The organism is Nocardia sp. NPDC051756 (genome assembly GCF_040681495.1).
GTDB lineage: Bacteria > Actinomycetota > Actinomycetes > Mycobacteriales > Mycobacteriaceae > Nocardia.
On record NZ_JBFAYV010000004.1, the window covers coordinates 316,369 to 339,128 of the forward strand.

24 protein-coding genes and 2 tRNA genes are annotated in these 22,760 nt (G+C 68.1%); 16 read left to right on the forward strand and 10 right to left on the reverse strand.

Annotated elements, in window-relative coordinates; genetic code table 11:
* The first annotated feature begins 299 nt into the window (after positions 1–299).
* The 4 genes from AB0M22_RS18450 (at position 300) to AB0M22_RS18465 (ending at position 2,414) form a co-directional block, all read left to right on the forward strand.
* Positions 300–671: a hypothetical protein gene (locus tag AB0M22_RS18450; RefSeq protein WP_364727799.1), complete on the forward strand. Its 372-nt coding sequence runs from the start codon at positions 300–302 to the stop codon at positions 669–671.
* Between the two features lie 81 nt (positions 672–752).
* The gene (locus AB0M22_RS18455; protein ID WP_150403157.1) at positions 753–1,034 is read left to right on the forward strand and encodes a hypothetical protein; all 282 of its coding nucleotides are present in this window, start codon (positions 753–755) and stop codon (positions 1,032–1,034) included.
* Positions 1,021–1,485 (forward strand): DUF5130 domain-containing protein, encoded by a 465-nt coding sequence (locus AB0M22_RS18460; RefSeq protein ID WP_150403156.1) that lies wholly within the window; start codon positions 1,021–1,023, stop codon positions 1,483–1,485. Before AB0M22_RS18455 ends, AB0M22_RS18460 begins: the two co-directional genes overlap by 14 nt.
* A 134-nt stretch (positions 1,486–1,619) precedes the next feature.
* Positions 1,620–2,414, forward strand: coding sequence for an NAD(P)H-binding protein (locus AB0M22_RS18465; protein WP_364727803.1), 795 nt, complete (start codon positions 1,620–1,622; stop codon positions 2,412–2,414).
* Positions 2,415–2,476: 62 nt separating this feature from the next.
* Here the strand turns inward: AB0M22_RS18465 and pepN are convergent, their stop codons facing one another.
* On the reverse strand, positions 2,477–5,056 hold the full coding sequence (pepN, locus tag AB0M22_RS18470; RefSeq protein ID WP_364727806.1) for an aminopeptidase N: 2,580 nt from the start codon (positions 5,054–5,056) through the stop codon (positions 2,477–2,479).
* Between the two features lie 130 nt (positions 5,057–5,186).
* On the opposite strand from pepN, the gene AB0M22_RS18475 reads away from it, so the two are divergent.
* Positions 5,187–6,026: a phosphoribosylaminoimidazolesuccinocarboxamide synthase gene (locus tag AB0M22_RS18475; RefSeq protein ID WP_364727808.1), complete on the forward strand. Its 840-nt coding sequence runs from the start codon at positions 5,187–5,189 to the stop codon at positions 6,024–6,026.
* Here the strand turns inward: AB0M22_RS18475 and AB0M22_RS18480 are convergent, their stop codons facing one another.
* The 4 genes from AB0M22_RS18480 to AB0M22_RS18495 are packed head-to-tail and all read right to left on the reverse strand — an operon-like array spanning position 6,027 to position 9,445.
* Entirely contained in the window at positions 6,027–6,512 is a 486-nt protein-coding gene (locus AB0M22_RS18480; RefSeq protein WP_364727810.1) for an NUDIX domain-containing protein, read from the reverse strand. It abuts the gene before it with no gap.
* A 48-nt stretch (positions 6,513–6,560) separates the two neighbouring features.
* Complete coding sequence (locus AB0M22_RS18485) at positions 6,561–7,805, reverse strand: DUF6596 domain-containing protein (protein ID WP_364727813.1); 1,245 nt, start codon at positions 7,803–7,805, stop codon at positions 6,561–6,563.
* The gene (locus AB0M22_RS18490) at positions 7,802–8,203 is read right to left on the reverse strand and encodes a YciI family protein (protein WP_364727816.1); all 402 of its coding nucleotides are present in this window, start codon (positions 8,201–8,203) and stop codon (positions 7,802–7,804) included. The genes AB0M22_RS18485 and AB0M22_RS18490 overlap by 4 nt, the downstream gene beginning before the upstream one ends.
* 6 nt (positions 8,204–8,209) lie before the next feature.
* Positions 8,210–9,445 carry an FAD-dependent oxidoreductase gene (locus AB0M22_RS18495; RefSeq protein ID WP_364727819.1) on the reverse strand — a complete coding sequence of 412 codons (1,236 nt, stop codon included), beginning with the start codon at positions 9,443–9,445 and terminating at the stop codon, positions 8,210–8,212.
* Positions 9,446–9,625: 180 nt separating this feature from the next.
* Between AB0M22_RS18495 and AB0M22_RS18500 the strand changes: the two genes are divergently transcribed.
* A complete protein-coding gene (locus AB0M22_RS18500) occupies positions 9,626–10,273 on the forward strand; it encodes a DsbA family protein (RefSeq protein ID WP_364727822.1) in 648 nt (215 codons plus the stop codon).
* Positions 10,274–10,323: 50 nt separating this feature from the next.
* Here the strand turns inward: AB0M22_RS18500 and AB0M22_RS18505 are convergent, their stop codons facing one another.
* Complete coding sequence (locus AB0M22_RS18505) at positions 10,324–11,388, reverse strand: M48 family metallopeptidase (RefSeq protein ID WP_364727825.1); 1,065 nt, start codon at positions 11,386–11,388, stop codon at positions 10,324–10,326.
* A 143-nt stretch (positions 11,389–11,531) separates the two neighbouring features.
* Between AB0M22_RS18505 and AB0M22_RS18510 the strand changes: the two genes are divergently transcribed.
* Together AB0M22_RS18510 and AB0M22_RS18515 are read left to right on the forward strand one after the other, a co-directional pair.
* Positions 11,532–12,005, forward strand: coding sequence for a ribose-5-phosphate isomerase (locus AB0M22_RS18510; RefSeq protein ID WP_150403147.1), 474 nt, complete (start codon positions 11,532–11,534; stop codon positions 12,003–12,005).
* Positions 12,006–12,018: 13 nt separating this feature from the next.
* Positions 12,019–12,831, forward strand: coding sequence for a DNA-formamidopyrimidine glycosylase family protein (locus tag AB0M22_RS18515; protein ID WP_364727829.1), 813 nt, complete (start codon positions 12,019–12,021; stop codon positions 12,829–12,831).
* 13 nt (positions 12,832–12,844) lie between these two features.
* Here AB0M22_RS18515 and AB0M22_RS18520 read toward each other — a convergent pair whose 3' ends face one another.
* Positions 12,845–13,795 carry a GGDEF domain-containing protein gene (locus tag AB0M22_RS18520; RefSeq protein ID WP_150403145.1) on the reverse strand — a complete coding sequence of 317 codons (951 nt, stop codon included), beginning with the start codon at positions 13,793–13,795 and terminating at the stop codon, positions 12,845–12,847.
* Between the two features lie 915 nt (positions 13,796–14,710).
* On the opposite strand from AB0M22_RS18520, the gene AB0M22_RS18525 reads away from it, so the two are divergent.
* From AB0M22_RS18525 to AB0M22_RS18545, 5 genes are all read left to right on the forward strand, one after another.
* Positions 14,711–14,784, forward strand: a tRNA-Gly gene (locus AB0M22_RS18525).
* Between the two features lie 47 nt (positions 14,785–14,831).
* A tRNA-Pro gene (locus tag AB0M22_RS18530) sits at positions 14,832–14,905 on the forward strand.
* 163 nt (positions 14,906–15,068) lie between these two features.
* On the forward strand, positions 15,069–16,211 hold the full coding sequence (locus tag AB0M22_RS18535; protein WP_364727832.1) for an FAD-dependent oxidoreductase: 1,143 nt from the start codon (positions 15,069–15,071) through the stop codon (positions 16,209–16,211).
* On the forward strand, positions 16,208–17,113 hold the full coding sequence (locus AB0M22_RS18540; RefSeq protein ID WP_364727834.1) for an RNA polymerase sigma-70 factor: 906 nt from the start codon (positions 16,208–16,210) through the stop codon (positions 17,111–17,113). Before AB0M22_RS18535 ends, AB0M22_RS18540 begins: the two co-directional genes overlap by 4 nt.
* 96 nt (positions 17,114–17,209) lie before the next feature.
* Positions 17,210–17,677, forward strand: coding sequence for a flavodoxin family protein (locus AB0M22_RS18545; protein WP_364727836.1), 468 nt, complete (start codon positions 17,210–17,212; stop codon positions 17,675–17,677).
* A 6-nt stretch (positions 17,678–17,683) separates the two neighbouring features.
* On the opposite strand, the gene AB0M22_RS18550 is transcribed toward AB0M22_RS18545, so the two are convergent.
* Positions 17,684–18,748 (reverse strand): serine hydrolase domain-containing protein, encoded by a 1,065-nt coding sequence (locus tag AB0M22_RS18550; protein ID WP_364727839.1) that lies wholly within the window; start codon positions 18,746–18,748, stop codon positions 17,684–17,686.
* Positions 18,749–18,892: 144 nt separating this feature from the next.
* On the opposite strand from AB0M22_RS18550, the gene AB0M22_RS18555 reads away from it, so the two are divergent.
* On the forward strand, positions 18,893–19,327 hold the full coding sequence (locus tag AB0M22_RS18555) for an ester cyclase (protein ID WP_364727841.1): 435 nt from the start codon (positions 18,893–18,895) through the stop codon (positions 19,325–19,327).
* 4 nt (positions 19,328–19,331) lie between these two features.
* On the opposite strand, the gene hspQ is transcribed toward AB0M22_RS18555, so the two are convergent.
* A complete protein-coding gene (gene hspQ / locus AB0M22_RS18560; RefSeq protein ID WP_364727843.1) occupies positions 19,332–19,559 on the reverse strand; it encodes a heat shock protein HspQ in 228 nt (75 codons plus the stop codon).
* A gap of 292 nt (positions 19,560–19,851) precedes the next feature.
* Here hspQ and AB0M22_RS18565 point away from each other — a divergent pair, with 292 nt between their 5' ends.
* The gene (locus tag AB0M22_RS18565; protein ID WP_364727845.1) at positions 19,852–20,622 is read left to right on the forward strand and encodes a trans-aconitate 2-methyltransferase; all 771 of its coding nucleotides are present in this window, start codon (positions 19,852–19,854) and stop codon (positions 20,620–20,622) included.
* A gap of 63 nt (positions 20,623–20,685) precedes the next feature.
* On the forward strand, positions 20,686–22,122 hold the full coding sequence (locus AB0M22_RS18570) for an MFS transporter (protein WP_364727847.1): 1,437 nt from the start codon (positions 20,686–20,688) through the stop codon (positions 22,120–22,122).
* Here the strand turns inward: AB0M22_RS18570 and AB0M22_RS18575 are convergent.
* Positions 22,109–22,753, reverse strand: coding sequence for a TetR/AcrR family transcriptional regulator (locus tag AB0M22_RS18575; RefSeq protein ID WP_364727849.1), 645 nt, complete (start codon positions 22,751–22,753; stop codon positions 22,109–22,111). The genes AB0M22_RS18570 and AB0M22_RS18575 overlap by 14 nt on opposite strands.
* Positions 22,754–22,760 lie beyond the last annotated feature (7 nt).

Below are 22,760 nucleotides of genomic sequence, written 5' to 3' on the forward strand. Positions count from 1 at the left end.
CGGACCGAATGGACACTTGGTTAGGGCCGGCGACTCGTGTTCGCTAAGCGATGAATCGATCTGAGCAGGACGGTTAAAAAGGAACGTTGAAACCCGGTCGGTTTTAGTTATGCTCGTGATCGTCTCCCCGGTGTGGGAAGGCGGCGACTCCGACAACCTGCGGCTCGGGCTCGCCGGGTAATTCGATAAAACATGCACACGTGTGCGCCGGTCACATTCCCTGCAGTTCCTGAGTCCATCGTTCGGCTGCCCTGCGCAGTCCTCGAACGCGGACTCCTCGACAAGGAGTACGAACCAAGATGCTGAATTCGCACCGACCGCCCGCGGGCGGAGCCGAGCGTGTGGACGACGTCGAAGACCAGGTGAACCCGGACGCCACGGTCGTGCTGCCCCCCGAGCCGCAGCCGATCGCCGACGTGCGGACCCCTCGAACGATCCTGCGCGCGATCAAGGTCGACGCCTGGTTGCTCGCCGGCAGCATCATGACCGCCGCGACCTGTGCCCACCTCGCCGGGTCCGGCCTCCCCGAGGACGCGCCGCACCGCACGTTGGCCGCCGGCGCGGCGGTGTTCGCCGGTCGCGCGGGGTGGTCGTCGGTCCGCGCGCTGTGGCGGTACTTCGGGCCCGAGGAGATCTACTTCGGCGTCCGCTTCCGCCATCCGCGCAGGTGATTCGTCGGACGATGGCCCGACACGACGGATTGGCGGCCACCAGAGGAGGAACTACTACACAGCATCGTCTACCGTTGGACCGTGAGCATTCTCGAGACAGTGCTGGTCTTCCTCGGCATCCCGCTGGTGATATACCTCGCGATTGCCGGATTGTCATATCTCGGTAAGCCACTCGCCGGTGAGAAGCCCGCCCACTACGACCTCGGTCAGCAGTGGACGGCGGCGCCGGTGCTGTGGAGTGCGACCGACGAGGTGACCTCGACCGGTCATCACGATTCGGCCGGGTCGTCGCATGGGCACCACGCGGCGATCGAGGCCACCAAGGCGGAGCTGATCGGAGGCCGGGCAAGTGGCAAGTTCTAAGTGGCCCGCGGTGGTCGAGGCCGACCTGCCGCACGGGTACGTGGTCACCACCAGCGGACGCGTCTCCGGCGTGCACGAGGCGGGTGACGTGTTCAAGGAGGCCCCGTTCAGCGATGACGAGCGGCTGGCCATGGACAACGTGCTCACCGAGGCGACCCGCGCGACCAAGGTGCGGTTCAACGTCTACATCGGCGATCTCGGCGAAGATCCGGCCGCCGGCGCCGACGCGATCTTCCCGAACACCCCCGAGGCGACGCGTTCGGTGCTCATCGCCGTCTCGCCCAACGACAAGGCGATCGAGGTGCGCTCCGGCCGCGAGGTCGCCGACCGCGCGAACGACCGGGTCTGCCAGCTCGGCGTCACCGCCGCGTCCAGCTCGTTCCGGCAGGGCCAGCTGATCGACGGGCTGGTGTCCGCGGTCCGCGTGATGGCCGCCGCGATCGGTCGCTGACCCCTTCCGTCCCTGCGGCGGAGTCCGAGCAATGCTTCCGGCGTGCTCACCCACCTCGGGTGAGCGCGCCGGTGGCATTTGCGGCACAGCACAATTGGGTTGCCACCGCCGCCCGGCTCGCGCACCGTGGTGCGGTGAAGATTCTTGTGACCGGAGCCACCGGAAACATCGGCCGCATGGTCGTCGACCACTTGCTCGCGGCGGGCGCCGACGACGTCCGCGCACTGACCAATCATCCGGACCGGGCCGCGCTGCCCGCCGGCGTCGAGATCGCCGAGGGCTATCTGGGCCGGGTGTCTTCGCTGCCCGCCGCGTTCGAGGGCGTGCAGCGGATGTATCTGGCACCGATGCTGGAGACCGTCGACGAGGTCGTCGCGCTGGCGAAGCAGGCGGGCATCCGGCACATCGTCGATCTGTCCGGCGAGGCGCACTGGACGCCGATCGCCGTGGCGGTGGAGAACTCGGGGCTGGCGTGGACGCACCTGTTCGGCGTCGACTTCATCGAGAACGCCACCGTCTGGGCCGAGCAGATCCGCGCGTCCGACGAGATCCTGGACCCGTACCCGGAGGTGGAGAGCGTCCCGGTCGCCATGGACGACATCGCCCGGGTGGCCGCGAAAGTCCTGCTCTCCGAAGGCCACAGCGGGCAGACCTACGAACTCACCGGCCCGCAAGCCCTGACCCGAGCCGATCGAATCCAGCAGATCGGTGCGGCTCTCGGTCGCCCGCTGACCGTCCGGCAGGTCTCGCCCGAAGCAGCGATCCAGGTCTTCGCGCGCAGCATGCCGACCCCCGAGTGGTACGTGCAGGCCACCGGCTCGATGGTCGGCTGGCACCCCACGCCGGGCACCACCGTCGCCGACCTCACCGGCGCTCCCGCCACCACCTTCGCCCAGTGGGCAGCGGCCAATACCGCACTCTTCCAATGACCTTCACGAACAACGGGACATGACAGCGCGGACGCCGTCATGTCCCGTCGATCATGGTTCAGCTACTGCCCGTCGAAAGTCCGTGCGCGCAAGGCCCGTTCGACGCCCGCCTTGCCCTCGACCACCAGGCGGCGCAGGGCCGGCGGATGGTCCCCGGCGAGGAACTTGTCGGCGGTCGCCACGGCGTCTTCGCTGATCGCCCATCCCGGGTAGAGGCCGACCACCACGGTCTGCGCGACCTCGCTGGAGCGCCGCTCCCACACGCCGGCCACCTCCGCGAAGTAGCGGTCGACGTAGGGCGCGAGCAGCTCGCTCTGCCCCGCAGGCGCGAACCCGGCGACGATTGCGCGGGTGGTGATGTTGGACGCGGAATCGTCCGAAACCACCTTCGCCCACGCCTGTTCCTTCACCGCGGCCTGCGGCCGGGCGGTCGCCGCGGTCGCGGCATGCCGCCGGCCCGCCGCGGTCGGATCCTTCGCCAGCTCCTGATCGATGAACGGGGTGTCGAGGCCGTCCGCATCGATCTCACCGGCCGCGGCCAGCGCGATCACGATGCGCCAGCGCAGGTCGGCGTCGACCGCCAGCCCGGCCAGGCCGACCTTGCCCGGATCGCCGTCGATCAGCTCGCGCAGCACCTCGGTGTGCCAGGCGGACAGCTTGGCGGTGGTGAGCGCGTTGACGAAGGCCAGCTGATGATCCGAGCCCGCCTCGGCCGCGCGGGCCAGCTCCAGCAGCCGGTTCGCGTACTCGACCCAGCCGGTCTCGGCCGCCCACGCCGGGTCGGCGTAGCTGCGCAGCGAGAGGTTCGCCTGCATCAGCAGTCGTTGCACCACACCGATTTCCGACTCCGCGCCGACGCCGCGCTGGACCAGCGCGAGGAAGTCGCGGGCCCGGAACTCGGCCTGCCTGGTCATCTCCCAGGCCGCCGACCAGGCCAGCGTGCGCGGCAGCGGCTCGGCGATATCGGCGATCCGGTTGACCAGCACGTCCAGCGAACCGGCGTCCAGGCGCACCGAGCAGTAGGTCAGGTCGTCGTCGTTGATCAGCACGAACTGCCCGCTCGCGACGCCGACCAGTTCGGGCACCTCGGTGCGCTCGGCGGCCTGCACGTCGAGCTCGACGCGCTTGGTGCGCACCAGCTTTCCGTCCTGGTCGTCGTAGACGCCGACGGCCAGGCGATGCACGCGCCGCTCACCGGCGCCGGGTTCCGCGCCGCCCTGCACGACGGCGAACGAGGTGAACTTGCCGTCGCCGTCGACGGTGAAGTCCGGCCGCAGCGTGTTCAGGCCGGTGGTCTTCAGCCACTGTGCGCCCCAGTCGGAAAGGTCACGGCCGGAAGACTTTTCGAGGGCCGCGAGCAGATCGTCGAAGGTGGCGTTGCCGTAGGCGTGATCGGCGAAGTAGGCGCGCAGACCGGCCAGGAACGGCTCCAGGCCGACGTAGGCGACGAGCTGCTTTAGCACGCTCGCGCCCTTGGCGTAGGTGATGCCGTCGAAGTTCACCTCGACCGCCGCCAGATCGGGGATGTCGGCCGCGATCGGGTGCGTGGACGGCAGCTGGTCCTGCTGGTAGGCCCAGGACTTCTCCGCGTTCGCGAAAGTGGTCCAGGCACTGGTGTATTCGGTCGCCTCGGCCTGGCACAGCACGGAGGCGAAGGTGGCGAACGACTCGTTCAGCCACAGGTCGTCCCACCACTTCATGGTGACCAGGTCGCCGAACCACATGTGCGCCATCTCGTGCAGCACGGTCTCGGCGCGCCGCTCGTAGGACGCGCGGGTCACCTTGGACCGGAAGACGTAGTCCTCCAGGAAGGTCACCGCGCCTGCGTTCTCCATCGCGCCCGCGTTGAACTCCGGCACGAACAGCTGGTCGTACTTGCCGAACGCGTACGGCACGCCGAAGTTGTTGTGGTAGAAGGCGAATCCCTGCTTGGTCTCGGTTAACAGGCGCTCGGCGTCCATGTGCTCGGCCAGCGAGGCGCGGCAGTAGATGCCGAGCGGGATGTTGCCGTGCTCGTCGCTGTAGACGTCGGTCCACTGCGCGTACGGGCCCGCGATGAGCGCGACCAGGTAGGTGCTGATCTTCGGCGTGGTGCGGAAGACGTGCTTACCCGGTTCTGCCGCAAGGGTTTCCACGACGGCGCCGTTGGAGATGACCTTCCACTCCGGCGCGGCGGTGACGCTGATGTCGAACGTGGCCTTCAGATCCGGCTGATCGAAGCAGGCGAACATCCGCTTGGCATCGGCGGTCTCGAACTGCGAGTACAGGTAGACCGAGTCGTCGGTCGGATCGACGAAGCGGTGCAGGCCCTCGCCGGTGTTGGAGTAATCGCAGTCGGCCTCGATGACCAGCTCGTTGGTCGCGGCCAGGTCGGGCAGCGCGATCCCGGTGGACTCGTCGTAGCCGGCGACGTCGAGCGCGGTGCCGTTGAGCACCGCCGAACGCACGCCGCGGGCCACCAGGTCGATGAAGGTGCTCGCGCCCGCGGTCGCGGAGAAGGTGACCGTGCTGCGGGAGAAGAAGGTCTGCTCGCCCGGTTTGCCCGCACCGTCGGTCAGGTCCAGGTCGATGCGGTAGTTATCGACCGACACAGTCGACGCGCGTTCGATCGCCTGGTCGCGAGTCAGGTTCGGTGCGGACATAAGGCTCCTTCGGGTTCGAAGAACTAGCTCGGGCGTTCCCCACGATGCCACCTGGGTAAGGTTGCCCGCGTGGGAGTTTTTTCTCATTGAAGACTGCCCTATGAACCCTATCCAGGATCGGAGCTGCGGAGTGAAGCATGTGCACGCCGGCAAGGTGCGCGACCTCTACGAGGACGGCGACACCCTGCTGCTGGTCGCGTCGGATCGGGTCTCGGTCTACGACGTGGTGCTGCCGACGCCGATCCCGGACAAGGGCGCGCTGCTCACCCAGCTGTCCAACTGGTGGTTCGACTACTTCACCGATGTGCCCAACCATGTAGTCTCCGCCACCGACGTGCCCGCCGAGTTCGCCGGCCGGGCGATCCGGGTCAAGCCGCTGAAGATGGTGCAGGTCGAATGCATCGCCCGCGGCTACCTGGTCGGCTCCGGCCTGACGGAGTACCAGCGGGAGGGCTCGGTGTCCGGCGTCGCGCTGCCGCCCGGCCTGCGCGAGGGCGACCGGCTGCCCGAGCCGATCTTCACGCCGACCACCAAGGCGTCCGAGGGGCACGACGAGTCGATCACCTTCGCGGACGTGGTGAACCAGGAGGGTCGCGAGGTCGCCGAGCGGCTGCGCGACCTGACCCTGCACATCTACTCGCGCGGCGCGGCGCACGCCACCGAGCGCGGCGTGATCGTCGCCGACACCAAGGTCGAATTCGGCTGGGACGGCGACACGCTCACCCTCGGCGACGAGGTACTGACCTCCGACTCCTCGCGCTTCTGGCCGGCCGCCGAATGGGAGCCCGGCCGCGCGCAGCGCTCGTTCGACAAGCAGTTCGTCCGCGACTGGTCCACCTCCACCGGGTGGAACAAGGAGTACCCCGGCCCGGAGATCCCCGCCGACGTCGTCGCGGCCACCCGGCAGAAGTACATGGAGGCCTACGAACTCGTCACCGGCCGCACCTGGACCGGTGTGCCGCAGCAGTAGTCAGGCTCGGCTGAGGTAGTCGCTCAGCCGAGCCAGATAGGGACGCTGGCCCGTGCCGAGTTTCTCGTGCGCGGTGTCCAGGTCGAACCAGTCGGCCCGATCGATCTCCGGGAAGCTGGCCAGCGTGCCCGAGCGCGGCGGCCATTCCATCTCGAACGTGCCGGGCACCACCTCGGCCGGATCGAGATCGCCCTCGACGGCCCAGACGGTCAGGGTCTTCTTGCCCTTGCCGCTGCTGTAGCGCACGTCGCCGAGCGGAATCCAGTCACCGGCCGGCACGAACAAGCCGAGCTCCTCGTGGAACTCGCGGCTGGCCGCCGCCTGCGCGTCCTCCAGCTCCGGCTCGTACTCGCCCTTCGGAATGGACCACGCGCCGTTGTCCTTCCGCGCGAAGTACGGCCCGCCCATGTGCCCGAGCAACACCTCGACGTGCGCGTCCGCGCCCCGCCGATACAACAGAACCCCCGCGCTGGTCTTATCCGTCACCTCCGCAGTCTGCCCCACGAACCGGCCGGCGCGTGGCACCCGGTCCGGTCACCGATGGCGGAGCTGGGCGGCGCGCAGGGTGAGGTAGTGGTTCTCGGGCGCGCTGGGGGTGCGGCCTGCGGCGGTGGTGTAGTCGGTGATGGCGGCGTCGAAATCGCCTGCCATTTCGTGCAAGTGGCCGCGGACGGCGTCCAGGCGATGGTTGCCTGCCAGTTGTTCGTCCAGGGTCGCGACGAGTTCGAGGCCGGCCTCGGGGCCGTGCACCATCGCGATCGCGACGGCGCGGTTGAGCGTGACGATCGGGTTGTCCGACAACTTGTCGAGCAGGTCGTAGAGCGCGAGGATCTTCGGCCACTCGGTCTCGTCGGTGCTCCGGGCCTGGGCATGCAGGACGGCGATGGCGGCCTGGAGTTGGTACGGGCCGGTAAGTCCTTGTGCCAGAGTGCTTGTCGTCAAGGTGATGCCCTCGGTGATCAGCGGGCGATCCCACAGCGCCCGGTTCTGCTCGGCGAGCGGAATCAGTTCGCCGCGCTCACCCGTGCGGGCCGTCCGCCGGGAATCGGTGAGCAGCATGAGCGCGAGCAGCCCGGTGACCTCGGTGTCGTCGGGCAGCATGCGATGCACCGCGCGGGTGAGCCGAATCGCCTCGCCGGACAGGTCGGCGCGCTGCAACGCCGGACCGGACGTGCTCGTACTGCCCTCGTTGAAGATCAGGTACAGCACGTGCAGCACGGTCCCGAGCCGGGCGCGCCATTCGTCGTCACCGGGCCGCGCGAACGGCCGGTCCAACGTGGCCAGCTTCTTCTTCGCCCGCGTGATCCGTTGCGCCATGGTCGATTCCGGCAGGAAGAACGCGCGCGCGATCTCCGCCGTGCCGAGCCCGCCCACCGCCCGCAAGGTGAGCGCGATGGCGCTGGCCGAGGACAGCGCGGGGTGGCAGCAGAGGAAGAACATGGCCAGGGTGTCGTCGTGGTCGACCGGCAGCGCGTCCGGCACGTCGCGATCGAATGCTGTTGTCTCCCTGCGCCGCCGGGCCACCTCGGCGCGCACCGCGTCGGCCATCCGGCGCTGCGCCACCTGGATCAGCCAGCCGCGCGGATTGTCCGGCAGGCCCTCGACCGGCCACTGGGTCGCCGCCGCGAGCATCGCCTCCTGGAGCGCGTCCTCGGCGGTGTCGAAGTCGCCGAACCGGCGGACCAACGCACCGAGGACCTGTGGCGCCAACTCGCGCAACAGGTCCTCGGGCCGCGCCGGGAGCGGTGTGTCGTCGGGCACCACTCGCCGGTTGGTCACTGGTCGCTGGCCGGGTGACTCATCACCGGCCGGACCTCGATGTATTCGCCGATCGGTTTACCACCCGGACCCGGTGCCGCCGAGGCGCTCGCGGCGATCTCGTAGGCCCGTTCCGGGCTGTCCACATCCACGATCCAATACCCGGCCAGGAACTCTTTCGTCTCCGGGAACGGTCCGTCGGTCACCAGCGGCGCGGAGCGGCCGTCGGAGCTGACGATGCGCGCCTCGGTCGGGCCGGTGAGCCCCTGCGCGTCTACCAGCTCACCCGATTTGGCCAACTGCTCGCCGAGGGCGCGCTGAAAGTCTATGTGCGCCTGGATCTCCTGCGGGGACCATTCGCTGATCGGTGTGTCGCAGTAGGCGGGGGTGCGGTAGGTCTTCAACAGCATGTATTTCATCGGGAGTCACAACGGTTTCGAGGTGTCGGCCAGTGCCTCCGGGTCGGCCGGTTCGCCCGCCAGGATCAGTTCCTTGATCCGGTCGGTGACGTCCCAGACGTTCACGTTCATGCCGGCCAGGATCCGGTTGTCCGCGTCCAGCCAGAACGCGACGAACTCGCGTTTCGCCACGTCGCCGCGGGTGACCACGCGTTCGTAGTCGCCGGGCGCCGCGTAGCCGGTGTACTCCATGCCCAGGTCGTACTGGTCGGTGAAGAAGTAGGGGAGCCGGTCGTAACTGGCGTCCTTGCCGAGCATGGTCGCGGCCGCGACGGCCGGCTGGTTGAGCGCGTTCGCCCAGTGCTCCACCCGAATTCGGCGACCCAGCACCGGATGCTGCTGCTCGGCGATGTCGCCGACCGCGACGATGTCCGGGTTGCTGGTGGCCAGGTGTTCGTCGACCAGCACGCCGCCGTCCACGTCGAGCCCGGCCTCCGCGGCCAGCTCGATGTTCGGTTTGGCGCCGACCGCGACCAGCACCGCCTGGGCCTCGATGACGCTGTCGTCGTCGAGCTTCACCCCGGTGGCGAGCCTGGTCCCGATGCCTTCCTTGGTGGTGATCTCGGTGACCTCGGCGCCGAAGCGCAGGTCGACGCCGTTGGACCGGTGCAGGTCGGCGAACACCTCGCCCATTTCCGGCCCGAGAGATGCGAGCAGTGGACCTTCGGCGGTCTCCACGACGGTCACCGCGAGTCCGGCGGCGCGGGCGGCGGAGGCGACCTCCAGGCCGATCCAGCCCGCCCCGATGATCACCACGGACTGAGCCGCGCTGGCAAAGAACTCGATCAGGGTGTCGGAGTCCTCGATGGTGCGCAGCGTGTACACGTTGGGGGCGTCCGCGCCGGGGATCGACAGGGTGCGCGGGGTCGAGCCGGTGGCGAGGGCCAGCTTGTCGTAGCCGACCGTCGAACCGTCCGGCAGCGACACGGTCTTCGCGGCGGTATCGAGGCTCTCGACGGTCGTGCCGACTCGCACGTCGACGTTGTGGTCGCGGTACCACTGGCGGGGGTGCGTGGTGAATTCGGCGAGCTGTTTCTTGCCGGCCAGATGTTCCTTGGACAGCGGTGGTCGCTCGTAGGGTAGTTGCTCCTCCGCGCCGATCAGCGTCACCGAGCCGTCGAAGTCGTTGGCGCGCAACGCTTCCGCCAGTTTCGCCGCGGCCAGTCCGCCGCCGACGATGACAAAACGATCATCCGAACCCATGCGGACTCCTTGTCGAGAGGGAACCTGGACTCCTGCCGCTAGACCCTACTGGGATCGGCGGCGGCATCTCCCGAAAACGCGGCGACCGGGCGGGAACGAATCGACGGCCGCCGTGGTTGGTTCCGTATAACGGCGGAGCTGAGCACCGTCAGTCGACTATGCGATTCGAGAGGACCTGTCGTGAGTGAGAAGAGCTCCACGAAAGATGTTGCGGACTTCTGGTTCGACCCGCTGTGCCCGTGGTGTTGGATCACGTCCCGCTGGATCCTCGAGGTCGAGCAGGTACGCGACATCGAGGCGCGCTTCCACGTGATGAGCCTGTCGGTGCTGAACGAGGACAAAGAGGGTCTGCCCGATCAGTACAAGGAACTGCTGTCCAGCGGCTGGGGCCCGGTCCGGGTCGCCATCGCGGCCGCGCAGGAGCACGGCGACAAGGTGCTGCTGCCGCTCTACACCGCGATGGGCACCCGCATCCACAACCGCCGCGAGGAGTACCAGCGCGACTCGCGCATCGAGTCGCTCACCGCGGTGATCGCCGATTCGCTGGCCGAGGTCGGCCTGCCCGCCGAGCTGGCCAAGGCCGCCGAGAGCACCGACTACGACGAGGCGCTGCGCAAGAGCCATCACGCGGGCATGGACAAGGTCGGCCCGGACGTCGGCACGCCGACCATCCACATCAACGGGACCGCGTTCTTCGGTCCGGTGCTGTCCCGGATCCCGCGCGGCGAGCAGGCCGGGAAGCTGTGGGACGCCGCGGTGACGCTGGCGGACTACCCGCACTTCTTCGAGCTCAAGCGCACCCGCACCGAAGACCCCGAGTTCGACTGAACCTGGGCGAGTGCCGCGGGGTTCGCCCCGCGGCACTCGGACCGTGCTTGCTAGGAAACAGGTTTCGGCGGCAGCGCCGGCGTCTGGGCAGTGCTCGGGTAGCCACCCGGCGGTGGCACCGCACCTACCGGCGGGCTCGGCCGCAACCACAGCTTGCCGTGCCTGCTGCGATCGCGCAGGGCCCACATCCGCCAGGTCAGCACCGGGTGCGAGGACATGGCGTTGACCACCCAGACGAAGAACCCCTTCTCGATCGCCGCCCGGTCGGCCATCTCGTCGAAGCCGACCAGGGTGTTCATGTACTTGCCTGCGGCCAGCGTGCCCATCGCCGCGGGCGCGCCCACGTGCCGGTTGCAGTAGCCGTGGTTGTCCGCGGTGTACTCCTGCGCGCGGATCAGCGAGTTGCCGATGATCGGCAGGAACGGGACCAGGAACATGCCCACCTGCCGCCAATACGAGGCGTGACCCGCCGCGATGTGCCCGACCTCGTGGCCGATGATGAACGCCAGCGCGTCGGGTTCCCGTGCGGCGCCGCCGATCTCGAACAGGTCGCTGTACACCGCGACGAACCGGCGGAAGCCGTGCCCGCTGGCGAACGCGTTGATCTGGCCGTTGCCGAGCACCACGTACGCGTCCGGCACCTTCGCCAGGCCGAATCGCGCGGCCGCCTCGACCACCAGCCGATGCCCCTCAGGGAACTGCGTCGGCGACATCTTGACGCCGTTGACCCGCTGGGTCGAATACAGCACGCCACGACCGAGCCAGATCAGTATCGGGGCGAACACCAGCAACAATACGTACTGGTCGAAGTTGCCGGTCGCCAGCAGCAGCACCGCGACCGCGTACGCGAGCACGGTCAGCGCGACGACCACGATGAGCATCGGGATCTCCCAGCTGTGCCGGGCAGGCATGCCGAACGGCGACAGCCCGCGCGGCGGTTGCTGCGGGGGCGTGCTCGGCGGGACCGGCGCGCCGGGATAGGGGCCGTATTGCGGCGGAACCGGGTAGGGCGGCGGCGAGCCGTAGGGCGCGTCCTGCGCCTGCGCCCACCCGGCCGGGGCATACGGGTCGACGTGCGGGCCCGTCTGATGGGGCTGGGGTTCGTGCGGCTGCATGAAATGAACTCTATTCAGTTGCTCGGGATGGCGGCCGCGCCTGTCGCGCGGTATCTCTCGATTCGCGGTAGCAGGCGCCGGTGTTAATCAGGCGGCGAACCCCTTCGTAACGGCCCGGAAACGCGCCTGACAGAATGCCTGCCATGCGCGTATACCTCGGTGCCGACCATGCCGGTTTCGAACTCAAGAATCACGTCAAGGATCATCTGGAGAAGGCGGGCCACGAGGTGGTCGACTGCGGCGCGCTGGAGTACGACGCGCTCGACGACTACCCGGCCTTCTGCATCGAGGCGGCCCGCCGCACCGTCGCCGACCCGGGCAGCCTCGGGCTGGTCTTCGGCGGCAGCGGCAACGGCGAGCAGATCGCCGCGAACAAGGTGCCCGGCGCCCGCTGCGCGCTGACCTGGAGCGTGGAGACCGCCCAGCTGGCCCGTCAGCACAACAACGCTCAGCTGGCCGGCATCGGCGGCCGCATGCACTCCACCGAGGAGGCGCTGGCCATCGTCGACGCGTTCGTCACCACCGAATGGTCGGGCGAGGACCGCCACCAGCGGCGCATCGACATCCTGGCCGAGTACGAGAAGTCCGGCGAGGCCCCGGCGGTTCCCGCGTACTGAGCGGTCACCGACTGTGCCCGAAGGTCATACGCTGCACCGGCTCGCGAGGCTGCATCACAAGCGCCTCGCGGGCAGTGTGGTGCGCGTGTCCAGCCCGCAGGGCAAGTTCGCGGCGGGCGCGGCCCTGGTCGACGGTCAGCTGCTGACCCGCGCCGAGGCGTGGGGCAAACACCTGCTGCACCACTACGATTCGGGCCTGATCGTGCACGTGCACCTCGGCCTGTACGGCAAGTTCACCGAATCCGAGCTGCCGATGGGGGAGCCGGTCGGGCAGGTGCGGATGCGGATGCTCGGCGCGAAGGACGGGCAGCCCGGCTTCGGCACCGATCTGCGCGGGCCGACCGCGTGTGAAGTCCTGCTCGCCCCAGAGGTTTCCGCGCTCACCGACCGGCTCGGCCCGGATCCGCTGCGCCGCGGCGCCGACCCCGATCGGGCGTGGCAGCGAATGCACCGCTCGCGCAGGCCGATCGGCGCGCTGCTGATGGATCAGGCGGTGCTCGCCGGGGTCGGCAACGTCTACCGGGCGGAACTGCTGTTCCGGCACCACATTTCGCCGCACCGGCCGGGCACCGCGCTGTCCGCCGAGGAGTGGGCCGCGATGTGGGTCGATCTGGTCGCGTTGATGAAGGTCGGCGTGCGGGTCGGCAAGATGGTCGTGGTCCGCCCCGAGGACGACCACGGTGAGCCGTCCTACGCACCCGACCGCCCGCGCACCTACGTCTATCGCCGCCAGGGCGCGCCGTGCCGCGTGTGCGGCACGCCGGTCGCGCACGCGGTCATGGAGGCCCGAAACCTCTTCTGGTGCCCTACCTGTCAGGCGGTCTAGCTTCGCCAGCTCCTCAACCCGCCACGGCTTCGTCGATGGCCGGCTCGTCGGCCAGCGCGAACCGTCGTCCGCCTGCCGTCTTCGCCGAGTACATCGCGCGGTCGGCCCGGCGCAGCAGATCGCTGAAGTCGCACGGACTTCCGGGCGGACAGAACGCGGTGCCGACACTCGCCGAGACCGGCACCGGTCCCGCCGTCGACCAGACCGGGTCGCGCAGCGCGGACACGATCTTGCTGGCGAGATCGCCGAGCGTGTTGTGCGGCGGGTTCACCGCGAGCACGAATTCGTCGCCGCCGTACCGGCAGATCACCGTTTCCGGCGCGCACACCTCGCGCAGCCGGTTGGCCAGCTCGACCAGCACCTCGTCGCCGATCGCGTGCCCGTAGCCATCGTTGATCTGCTTGAACCGATCCAGGTCGATCAGCAGCAGTCCGACCCCGCGGTTCGGGTCGGTCGACATCAGCCGCACCCGGTCCTGCAACAGGGTGCGGTTGGCCAGATCGGTGAGCGCGTCGTGGGTCGCCTCGTGCCGGAGCCGATGTTGGAGCGCTGCGATCTCTTGCACGCGCAGCGAGACCTTCGCCGAGAGGTTCTGCTCCTGCTGCGCCAGCGCACGTTCCTGCAACGCCTGGGCATAGCTGTCGATGGCCTGGCTGGCGACGAACGGCCAGCGGGTGGCGACCAGCGAACCCGGCGCACCGGACGGGAAGCCGAGCAGCCACCTGGAGGCCTGCGCGAGCATCCGGATCCGGTCGAACGGCGCTTCGGACAGCCGGGCACCGAGCATCCGGGCCTGCGGCACCGGGAACGGCTCGGACCTGGCGAGCGTGAGCAACTGCTCGACGATCTCGATAAGTACCGGTTCCAGCTGTTGCGGCGCCGCGCCGGAACCCGGCTCGGCGCACACCGCACGGGCCCAGGCGCGGGCCATCGCGGCGACAGGGGGCTCGATATCGATCGACATCGAACTCACCCTGCGCAGGTGGCGTCGGTACCCAGAGGCCCTGTGCTGACACAGGTGCCGACGTCACCCCGATCATTCGCACTGCTACGCGGTTGTGTCCACCTCGCTCGGCGCACGCTCACCGCCCCCTTTCCAGATACCCCCGTCCGGCAAAAAGGATCCTAGCAAGCCACCCGGCATCAAAAAACGCTGTTTTGCAACGTGTTCTCGATGCCTCGCGAATGGCGATCGGATATGAGATCGCAGAAGTCGCGTCGGCGTTACACCCGGATTTCGTTCGCTGAGAAGTCGCGCCGAGACACGCTGGCGACACGCTGTAGCGCCGCGCCATGCGGGTCCCCGCGGCCGCTCGCGGCACCTCGGCGCGATGTGGCCGAGCGGGCGGCCGGATGGGCTGCCTGCCTGGTCGCGGCGCCGAAGTAGCGGTGCGAGTAGCCGAAGGTCTGCGGGTCTTCTGCCCAGTGGGGATGTGGAGCCGGATTTTCCTGCCCACAGCACACCCGGCGGTCGGTGGCACGGCGCAATTTACTGCTAGTGCGATTTCGGCGAGTCGTGATGTCCCCATGGGCGGCATCCTCTCCGCGACCGGTCGGGCGTGACTGGTGGCCATCCCGTGGGCCACGGCTCCCCCCGACAGGAGTCGTCACGCGTCCCATATGCTCCCCGCTTCTGATCCGACACGCCCGAGTTTCAAGGAAGAGATCCCTCTTAATTTCATTAAGTTCTGCACCCGCGCGCCCCGCCCTGACCGGGGCGAGTGGCGTGCGAGACTCACGATAGGGCGTCGCACCGACCACCCGGACACACGCCTGCGCTATCTCGCTGCGCGGGGGGCTGATTGGCATTTGCGAAGCAGGGTTCGGTACAGTCGGGACGCACGCGACATCGTGGCGATCCCATCGATGTCGTTTGCCTGCCGGTGTAGTTCAATGGTAGAACCTCAGCCTTCCAAGCTGATGGTGCGGGTTCGATTCCCGTCACCGGCTCCACACGGAATTCAGCCTCGGCGGCGGCCGACACCCGCCGCGAGGGACAACGGGGTGTAGCGCAGCTTGGTAGCGCATCCGCTTTGGGAGCGGAGGGTCGCAGGTTCAAATCCTGTCACCCCGACAAACGATTTCGAGCGTTCCGGCGCTGGTCAGCCTCTCTGTCGAGAGCGCGTGACCAGCGCCGGTTCTCGTTTGTGACGGTTGCCACAATCCTGCGCTGTCACGGTCTCCGCTCGGCCGGTGTCTTCGAGATGTCGGTTCGGGACTGAGCGGAGGTGGTTGTGGTGGCGCAGGTGGTGGTGGTCGGCGCGGGCTACGCCGGTGTGATGGCGGCGAATCGGCTTGCCGCCGTTGGGCAGTCGGACGTGCGCGTGACGGTGGTCGATCCGCGGGCGGAGTTCGTGGAGCGCATCCGGTTGCACGAGCACGCGGCCGGCGTGGCGAACGCGGTGCAGGAGCGAAGGGGGCTGCTGCACCGCGATGTACGGCTGCGGGTGGCGACCGTGGAGAAGATCGCGGAACGGTCGGTGCGGCTCGATGACGGTGGCGCGCTCGAATTCGACTATCTGGTGTACGCGGTGGGCAGTACGGCCGCCAGCGGCCTGTCCGGAGCCGAGTACGCGCACAGCGTCGCCGATCTCGCCGGTGCCGACGCGTTGCGCGGGCGACTGCCGCGACTGCCGGCGGGCGCGCGGGTCGTGGTGATCGGTGGCGGTCTGACCGGGATCGAAACCTCCGCCGAAATCGCTTACCGGTACCCGTCTTTGACGGTCGAGCTGGTTTCGCAGTCGGTCGCCGGGTGGCTGCCCGAGTCGAGCCGGGCGAGGATCGAAGGCAAGCTCGCGAAGGCCGGCGTCCGGTTGCGTACCGGGCTGCGAGTGACTGGGGTGCGCCCGGACGGAGTCGCGACCGACGCAGGGTTCCTGCCCAGTGACTGCACGATCTGGGCCGGTTCGTTCGGCGTGCCCGACCTGGCGCTGCGCAGTGATCTACCCGTGTCTGCCGACGGTCGGTTGCGCACCGACGATACGTTGGTGTGTGTTGATCATGGACGGATCGTTGGTGTGGGGGATGCCGCCACACCACCTGGACATGTGGGGGAGCACTTGCGAATGAGCTGTCAGGCCGCGATACCGATGGGTGCGCACGGCGCCGACACGGTCCTCGCATTGATCCGTGGCGAGCAACCCGAACCGTTGTCGCTCGGCATGGCAGGCCAGGCGATCCGCCTCGGCCGCCGCGACGGGTTCATCCAGGCCACACATCGCGACGACAGTGCCCGCGGTTTCGTGCTGTCCGGGCGGGTGGCGGCGTTGGTCAAGGAACGGGTCTGCCGCTTCACCCTCACCTCGATGCGTTTCCCGCGCGCCTACCGGTGGCTGCCGGGTCCGACTGCGTCCGAGTCGATCCCGGCCGGGATCCGATGAAAGACGAACTCCCCGAAACGGATACGTTCGACCAGTTCCGGCCGCTGCTGTTCACCATCGCCTACGAGATCCTCGGCAGCGCGGCCGACGCCGAAGATGTGTTGCAGGACAGCTTCCTTCGCTGGCTCGACGCCGACCAGGACGCGGTCGAACACCCGCGCGCCTATCTCGTGCAGATCGTTACCCGGCAGGCGCTCAACCAATTACGGACTGTGCGCCGCCGCCGCGAGGAGTACGTGGGCAACTGGCTGCCCGAACCGATCCGCACCGAACACGACGCGAGTCACGATGTGCTGCTGGCCGAATCGGTGTCGATGGCCATGCTGCTCGTGCTGGAAACCCTCGGCCCGACCGAGCGGGCGGTGTTCCTGCTGTCGGAAGTGTTCGGCCACAGCCTCGTCGAGATCGCCGGGATGATCGGCAAGACCGACGCCACGGTCCGCCAGATCGCGCATCGGGCCCGCGAACACGTGCAGGCGCGCCGCAAACGCTTTCAGCCCGACGCTGAGACCAACCAGGCGATCATCACCCGCTTCCTGCTCGCGGCGCGCACCGGCGAGGTGCAGACCCTGATGGACGTGCTCGCCCCCGACGTCGTCCAGATCTCCGACGGCGGCGGCCGCGTCATCGTCGCGGGCCGCCCGGTCACCGGCGCCGAGCCGGTCGCCAAGTTCCTCATCGGTTTGGCCCGAAACAGCATGGCGGACATGGCCGTCGAGTTCGGCAGCTTCAACGCACTGCCCGCGCTGCTGTTCCGGTCGGGCGCCGACGGGCAACTCGATACCATCCTGATGATCGAGATCGACGGCGACCGCATCACCGGCCTGTATGCCGTCCGCAATCCCGACAAGCTGCGCTCCGCCGATGTGCTGCGCCCGCTCGCCCGGCCGCGCGACGGCTGACGGTGACGGAGGCCACAGCCGCCCGCATGTCACGGTCGTGGATCGGGCGGTGTCTCAGCGGACGACCGGATCAATCGAACGTGAAGGAGCCTCGTCATGCAGGCCATCATCGTGTGCACCTCGGTGTCCCATGGCAACACGAAGCGGATCGCCGACCTCATGGGCAATGTCCTGGACGCCCGCGTCGTCAGCCCCGATCGGATCGATGCGACCGACCTCGCCGGCTACGACCTCGTCGGCTTCGGCTCGGGAATCTTCCTGGGCTCCTTCCACGCTCAGCTTCGTGAGTTCGTCGAAGCCCTGCCGCAGGAACAGCGCGGCAAGGCATTTATCTTCGCCACCAGTGGTTTCCCCGAAGCTCGATTCCAGCGCTTCTCCCGGCCGATGGCAGAGCTGCTGGGGCAGAAGGGTTTCGAGGTAACCGGCACCTTCTCCTGCCGCGCCTTCGACACCTACGCGCCGTTCAAACTCGTCGGCGGCATCCGCAAAGACCGTCCCAACGGCGCCGACCTCGCGGCCGCCCGCGCCTTCGCCGAACGCCTGCGCACCCAGGTCGTGGCCTGAATCGACTCAGGCGGTAAGCGATTCGTAGGCCGCCATCAGGACACTGAGGGACCGGTCGTAACCGGCATCCCACAGCACTTGATTCATGGTGTACGACACCGTCATTCGATGATCGAAGTCGACGAGCACCAGTGAACCGCCCCACCCGCCCCACGAGCAGGTGCGGTTCTCCACGCGGTAGCCCATGCCCCAGCGGATCGGACTGCCGAGGACATTGTCGAGCCCGCGGAACTGTTCCTCGAAGACACGTTCGCACCCTGCCCGCGACAACAGCCGAACTCCGCCGACGGTGCCGCCGCACGCCAGCACGGACTGCACCAAGCCGACCGAGCGAGCATTGCCGTGGCCGTTGACGGCCGGAATCTCGGCCCGTCGCCAAGCCGTCGTATTGGCATCGGACACCCCGACCGTGAAGCCCGCCGGCTTGTCGCCCTGGGGCGCGGCGATCAGTTCGGCTACGCGCCGGTCGTGTTCGGCGGATAGCCCGATATGGAAGTCCGCGCCCAGCGGCCCGGCCACTTCCTCGGCGAAGAACGTGCCGACGCTGCGTCCGGTCACCCGCGCGATGACCTCGCCGATCAGATGACCGAAGGTGATCGAGTGATATCCGCCGGCACTTCCGGGTTCCCACCGCGGCGTCTGCGCGGCCAGCCGAGCCGTGGCCGTCGGCCACGCATACAGATCCTCGACCGTGATCGGCTCATCCCAGTCCGGTAGTCCCGCCGTATGACCGAGCAGATGCCGTACCAGCACACCCTGTTTCCCCGCAGCCGCGAACTCCGGCCAATAGGCGGCGACCGGCGCATCGAGGTCGAGCTCGCCCCGATCGGCCAAAATCAACGCACACAGCGCCACCATCGTCTTGGTCGTCGACCAGACATTGACGATGGTGTCCCGCTCCCACGCAATCGTGCGCCCCGCGTCGGCATACCCACCCCAGATATCGACCACGGCTTCGCCATCGACGAACACCGCCGCGGAAGCCCCGACATCATCGCCATCCAGCGACCCCGCCAACGCCTCCGCCACCGCCCCGAACCGACCAGCACACTGGCCGTGGATCTCTGCCATCGCCGTAACGTAACCCCGTTCGAATCCCCGGAACCACTCATTTTCCAGCGTTCGCAGCGTTAACGGCCGCAAGTAGATTCGGACTTCGTGTCACATTTCGCGCCCGGCGGCGGTCTTATGGGCAGCCGAGGTGAGGAGGAGCCGATGTCATCGGATCAGGAAATGAACAACACCGCGATCTTCGGGCGGTTTCATGATGCTGTGAACAGTGGTGAGCTGGAGGTGATTTCGCGGATGATTCGACAGGTTGTCGACCCGGCAGCATTGCTGCATACCTCGGTGCCGGTCACCGGGACGGGGGCGGAGGCGCTGGAGCGGGTGTGGGCGATGCTGCTGCGGGCGTTCCCCGATGTTCGGGTGACGGTCGAGGAGTTGATCGCCAAGGGGGACAAGGTTGTTTGCCGATCGGTGGTCACCGGAACGCACAACGGGGAGTTCCAGGGGCTCGCGCCGACCGGCAAGCCGGTCAGGTACGACGAGGTGTTCTTCCTCCGTTTCGCCGGCGATCGGATCACGGAGATCTGGGGTCTCGTCGACACTTTCGCCCTGCGGCAGCAGTTAGGGCTCATCCAGGTGTGACGGCCTATTCGGCGTCGATCTGGGATTCGGACAAATAGCTGTCGACCGCCGTGCCGTGCTCGTCTTCCAGCGTCACCTTGTACCAAGGGTTGCCGCGGATCTCCGGGTTGAGGCTGAGATCGTTGGCGTCGTGGGCCGTGGAGTGTTCCCGGTCGACTGCGACTACTACGCCGTGATGTCCCATGGACACGTGGCGGATTCGGTCGCCGATCGCGAATTTGGGTTCCGTCATGATTCACGCACCTTTCCGATACAGGTCACTGTATCTGGCTTGCGTGCAACAACATTGATGAACGGGTAGTGGACCGACCGGACTGTCGGTAGCTGCCGCTACGCCGGTCGGCCGGCTAACGGGCCGGCAACCATCCATTGCCGACTACCCCCTGATCGAGCATATCAAACTGGTCGGTTTCTTCAGTGTAGGCGGGTTTGTCGCACCTGCGTGCGGGGCATCTACGAGGCGACGATGCTATACAGTACAATCGTACTAAGTACGCTCGTACTGTTTACGAGAAGGGTTTCGTATGTGGGATCCGAAGAAGTATCTCGACTTCGCCGACCACCGGGCACGCCCGTTCTTCGAGCTGGTCGCCCGGATCGACGCCGAAAAGCCCCGCCGGGTAGTCGATTTGGGCTGCGGCCCGGGCAATCTCACCGGTGTGCTGGCCGAGCGCTGGCCGGACGCGCAGGTGGACGCGCTGGACTCCTCGCCGGAGATGGTCGCGGAGGCGCGGGAGCGGGGGATCGACGCCCGCGTACTCGACGTCACCGACTGGGAACCGGACGCCGAGACCGATGTTGTCGTCAGTAACGCTGTCCTGCAATGGGTTCCGGATCATCTGATGCTGCTCGCGGAATGGCTGACCGCGCTGCCGGCCGGGGCCTGGTTCGCCATGCAGGTACCGGGCAACTTCGATGCCCCGTCGCACCGGGAGATCCGCGCGCTCGCCACCGAGGCGCGCTGGCAGGGCAAACTCGGCGAGATCGCGTTGCGCAGCGCCGACGCCGTATCCGGACCGGCCGATTACGCCACGGTCCTCGCGGTCGACGACACCGAGGTCGACGTGTGGGAAACCACTTATCTGCAACGTCTTTCGGGTCCGGACCCGGTGCTGGAGTGGGTGACCGGCACCGCGTTGCGCCCGATCCGTGCCGCATTGGACGAGGAAGACTGGCGCGAATTCCGCACCGAACTCGCACCTCGCCTGCGCGTGGCCTACCCCGCCCGATCCGACGGCACCACCTGGTTCCCGTTCCGCCGGATCTTCGCGGTCGCGCACAAGCCCGCGGCCTGAGCCGTATTCGGCCGCGCCCAGACCGGTTGCGATAAGCATACGGTCGACCGTATTGTCTCCATCATGACGGATGTGAGACAACCGGTCGGCACGAGCGCGGCCGTCGTGCCGTGGACCTCGGTGTCGGTCGTCATGATCGGCATGTTCATGGCGATCCTCGACTCGTACATCGTGGTGGTGGCCGGTCCGGCGATCCGCGCGGACCTCGGCGCCTCCGAAGGGCAACTCCAGTGGATCCTCGCCGGGTACCAGCTGAGCTACGCGGTGCTGATGATCACCGGCGGCCGTTTCGCGGACATGTACGGGCGCAAACGGATCTTCCTCCTCGGCGCGGTCGTGTTCACGCTGTCCTCGATCGTCTGCGCCGCCGCGCCGGATCCCGGCATGTTGATCGCGGCGCGGGTCGTGCAGGGACTCGGTGCGGCGCTGATGGTTCCGCAGGTCTTCACGATGATCGCGGTGCTGGTGCCGGAGGGCGCCCGGCACCGGGTGTTCGGGGTGCTCGGCGTGGTGATCGGCCTGGGCACCATCGGTGGTCAGCTCATCGGCGGGCTGCTGATCGGCGCCGATCTGTTCGGCTCGCAGTGGCGCGGCGTGTTCTGGGTGAACGTGCCGATCGGCGTGGTGACGATCCTGCTGGCCATCCGGTACGTGCCGGAATCGCGCGCGGACGGAGCCAGGAAGCTCGACGTGCCAGGCGTATTCGCGTTGAGCGCCGCGCTGGTCCTGCTCACCTTCCCGCTGATTCAGGGCCGCGAGGCGGGTTGGCCGTGGTGGACCTGGGCCTGCTTCGTGGCCAGCGCCGCCGCGTTCCGGCTGTTCGTCGCGATCGAACGAGGGGTCGATCGCGCGGGTGGTGACCCGCTCGTGCGGCTGGCGTTGTTCACGCAGCGCTCGTTCGCGGTGGGCATCGTGCTGGTCCTGTGCGTGTACGCATTCCTGACGTCTTACTATCTGGCACTGTCGATTTCGATGCAGGAGGGTCTCGGTCTGTCGGCGCTCGGCTCGGGCCTGGTGTACGCGCCCGCCGCGACCACCTTCTTCGTGTTCAGCATGATCGCCGGCCGGCTGATGCCGAAATACGGTAGGCGCGTACTGGAAGTCGGCGCGATCGTGGTGGCGACCGGCTATCTGATCACCGCCCTCGTACTGCTCTACGGCCCCGAACTCACTCCGGCACTGATCATTCCGACGCTGATGTGCCAGAGCCTCGGCGGCGGACTGCTCATCACGCCGCTGCTCGGCACGGTGCTGTCCGGGATCAGTCCGGACTCCGTCGGCACGGCCTCGGGCGCGCTGTCGACCGCGCAACAGGTCGGCGGCGCACTCGGCGTCGCGGTGATCGGCGCGGTTTTCTTCGCCGCGTTCCGGCCCGATGTGGACGGCGGGGCGGCGGCGGCCGGGCACGCCTTCGCGATGGCCTCGATCGCGACCTGCGTACTCGCGATCGGGGTAACCGTGCTGATCTTCCGGCTGCCGGCCGGGGTCAGGGCGAAGTAAGGAAGCTGTCGACGACGCGCCATGCCCTCGGCATGGCGTTGTCGTCGCCGATGCGCAGCGCGGTGTTGGTCGCCCAGAGCACGGCGTCGATCTGGAAGGCGGTGAGTTCCGGGTCGACCTCGGCGATCTCGCCCTCGGTGACCGCGTGCCGCAACTCGCGCTCGAGGATGCGCATCCACGCCTGCCGGTCCCGCATCAGCGCGTCCCGCAAAGGTCCCGGCCTGCTGTCCTGCTCCGGCACGTTCGCGACCCAGAAGCAGCCGCCCGCGAACAGCGGGGTCTCGGCGTAGGCCAGCCAGCTCGCCACCAGCGCCCGGAACCGGGCGACGCCGTGCGGTTCGGACCGGGTCGGCTCGACCACCGCGTCGGCGAACATGTCGCGCGCGTAGTCGATGGCGGCCAGTTGCAGCGCCTCCTTGGTTTTGAACAGCGTCTGGATGCCCGCTTTGCTCAGCCCGGAGTCGGTCGCCAGCCGGCCGAAGCTCAGCCCGTCCAGCCCGTCCAGCGAGGCGATGTCCACCGCGTAGCGCAGCACCGTGTGCCGCGTCTTCGCCCCGCGGAGCAGGCGCTTGTCGGTGATCTCGGCGGGCTCGCTGCGGGCGAGGACCGCAGCGTCGGGGCCGCTTTCCATACGGTCG

What these genes read in the sequence shown, in the direction of transcription:
- AB0M22_RS18450 (WP_364727799.1), top strand. Translation starts at nt 300, where the DNA reads ATGCTGAATTCGCACCGACCGCCCGCGGGCGGAGCCGAGCGTGTGGAC.
- pepN (WP_364727806.1), bottom strand. Translation starts at nt 5,056, where the DNA reads ATGTCCGCACCGAACCTGACTCGCGACCAGGCGATCGAACGCGCGTCG.
- AB0M22_RS18490 (WP_364727816.1), bottom strand. Translation starts at nt 8,203, where the DNA reads ATGAAATACATGCTGTTGAAGACCTACCGCACCCCCGCCTACTGCGAC.
- AB0M22_RS18495 (WP_364727819.1), bottom strand. Translation starts at nt 9,445, where the DNA reads ATGGGTTCGGATGATCGTTTTGTCATCGTCGGCGGCGGACTGGCCGCG.
- AB0M22_RS18505 (WP_364727825.1), bottom strand. Translation starts at nt 11,388, where the DNA reads ATGCAGCCGCACGAACCCCAGCCCCATCAGACGGGCCCGCACGTCGAC.
- AB0M22_RS18510 (WP_150403147.1), top strand. Translation starts at nt 11,532, where the DNA reads ATGCGCGTATACCTCGGTGCCGACCATGCCGGTTTCGAACTCAAGAAT.
- AB0M22_RS18520 (WP_150403145.1), bottom strand. Translation starts at nt 13,795, where the DNA reads ATGTCGATCGATATCGAGCCCCCTGTCGCCGCGATGGCCCGCGCCTGG.
- AB0M22_RS18540 (WP_364727834.1), top strand. Translation starts at nt 16,208, where the DNA reads ATGAAAGACGAACTCCCCGAAACGGATACGTTCGACCAGTTCCGGCCG.
- AB0M22_RS18545 (WP_364727836.1), top strand. Translation starts at nt 17,210, where the DNA reads ATGCAGGCCATCATCGTGTGCACCTCGGTGTCCCATGGCAACACGAAG.
- AB0M22_RS18550 (WP_364727839.1), bottom strand. Translation starts at nt 18,748, where the DNA reads ATGGCAGAGATCCACGGCCAGTGTGCTGGTCGGTTCGGGGCGGTGGCG.
- AB0M22_RS18555 (WP_364727841.1), top strand. Translation starts at nt 18,893, where the DNA reads ATGTCATCGGATCAGGAAATGAACAACACCGCGATCTTCGGGCGGTTT.
- hspQ (WP_364727843.1), bottom strand. Translation starts at nt 19,559, where the DNA reads ATGACGGAACCCAAATTCGCGATCGGCGACCGAATCCGCCACGTGTCC.
- AB0M22_RS18565 (WP_364727845.1), top strand. Translation starts at nt 19,852, where the DNA reads ATGTGGGATCCGAAGAAGTATCTCGACTTCGCCGACCACCGGGCACGC.
- AB0M22_RS18570 (WP_364727847.1), top strand. Translation starts at nt 20,686, where the DNA reads ATGACGGATGTGAGACAACCGGTCGGCACGAGCGCGGCCGTCGTGCCG.
- AB0M22_RS18575 (WP_364727849.1), bottom strand. Translation starts at nt 22,753, where the DNA reads ATGGAAAGCGGCCCCGACGCTGCGGTCCTCGCCCGCAGCGAGCCCGCC.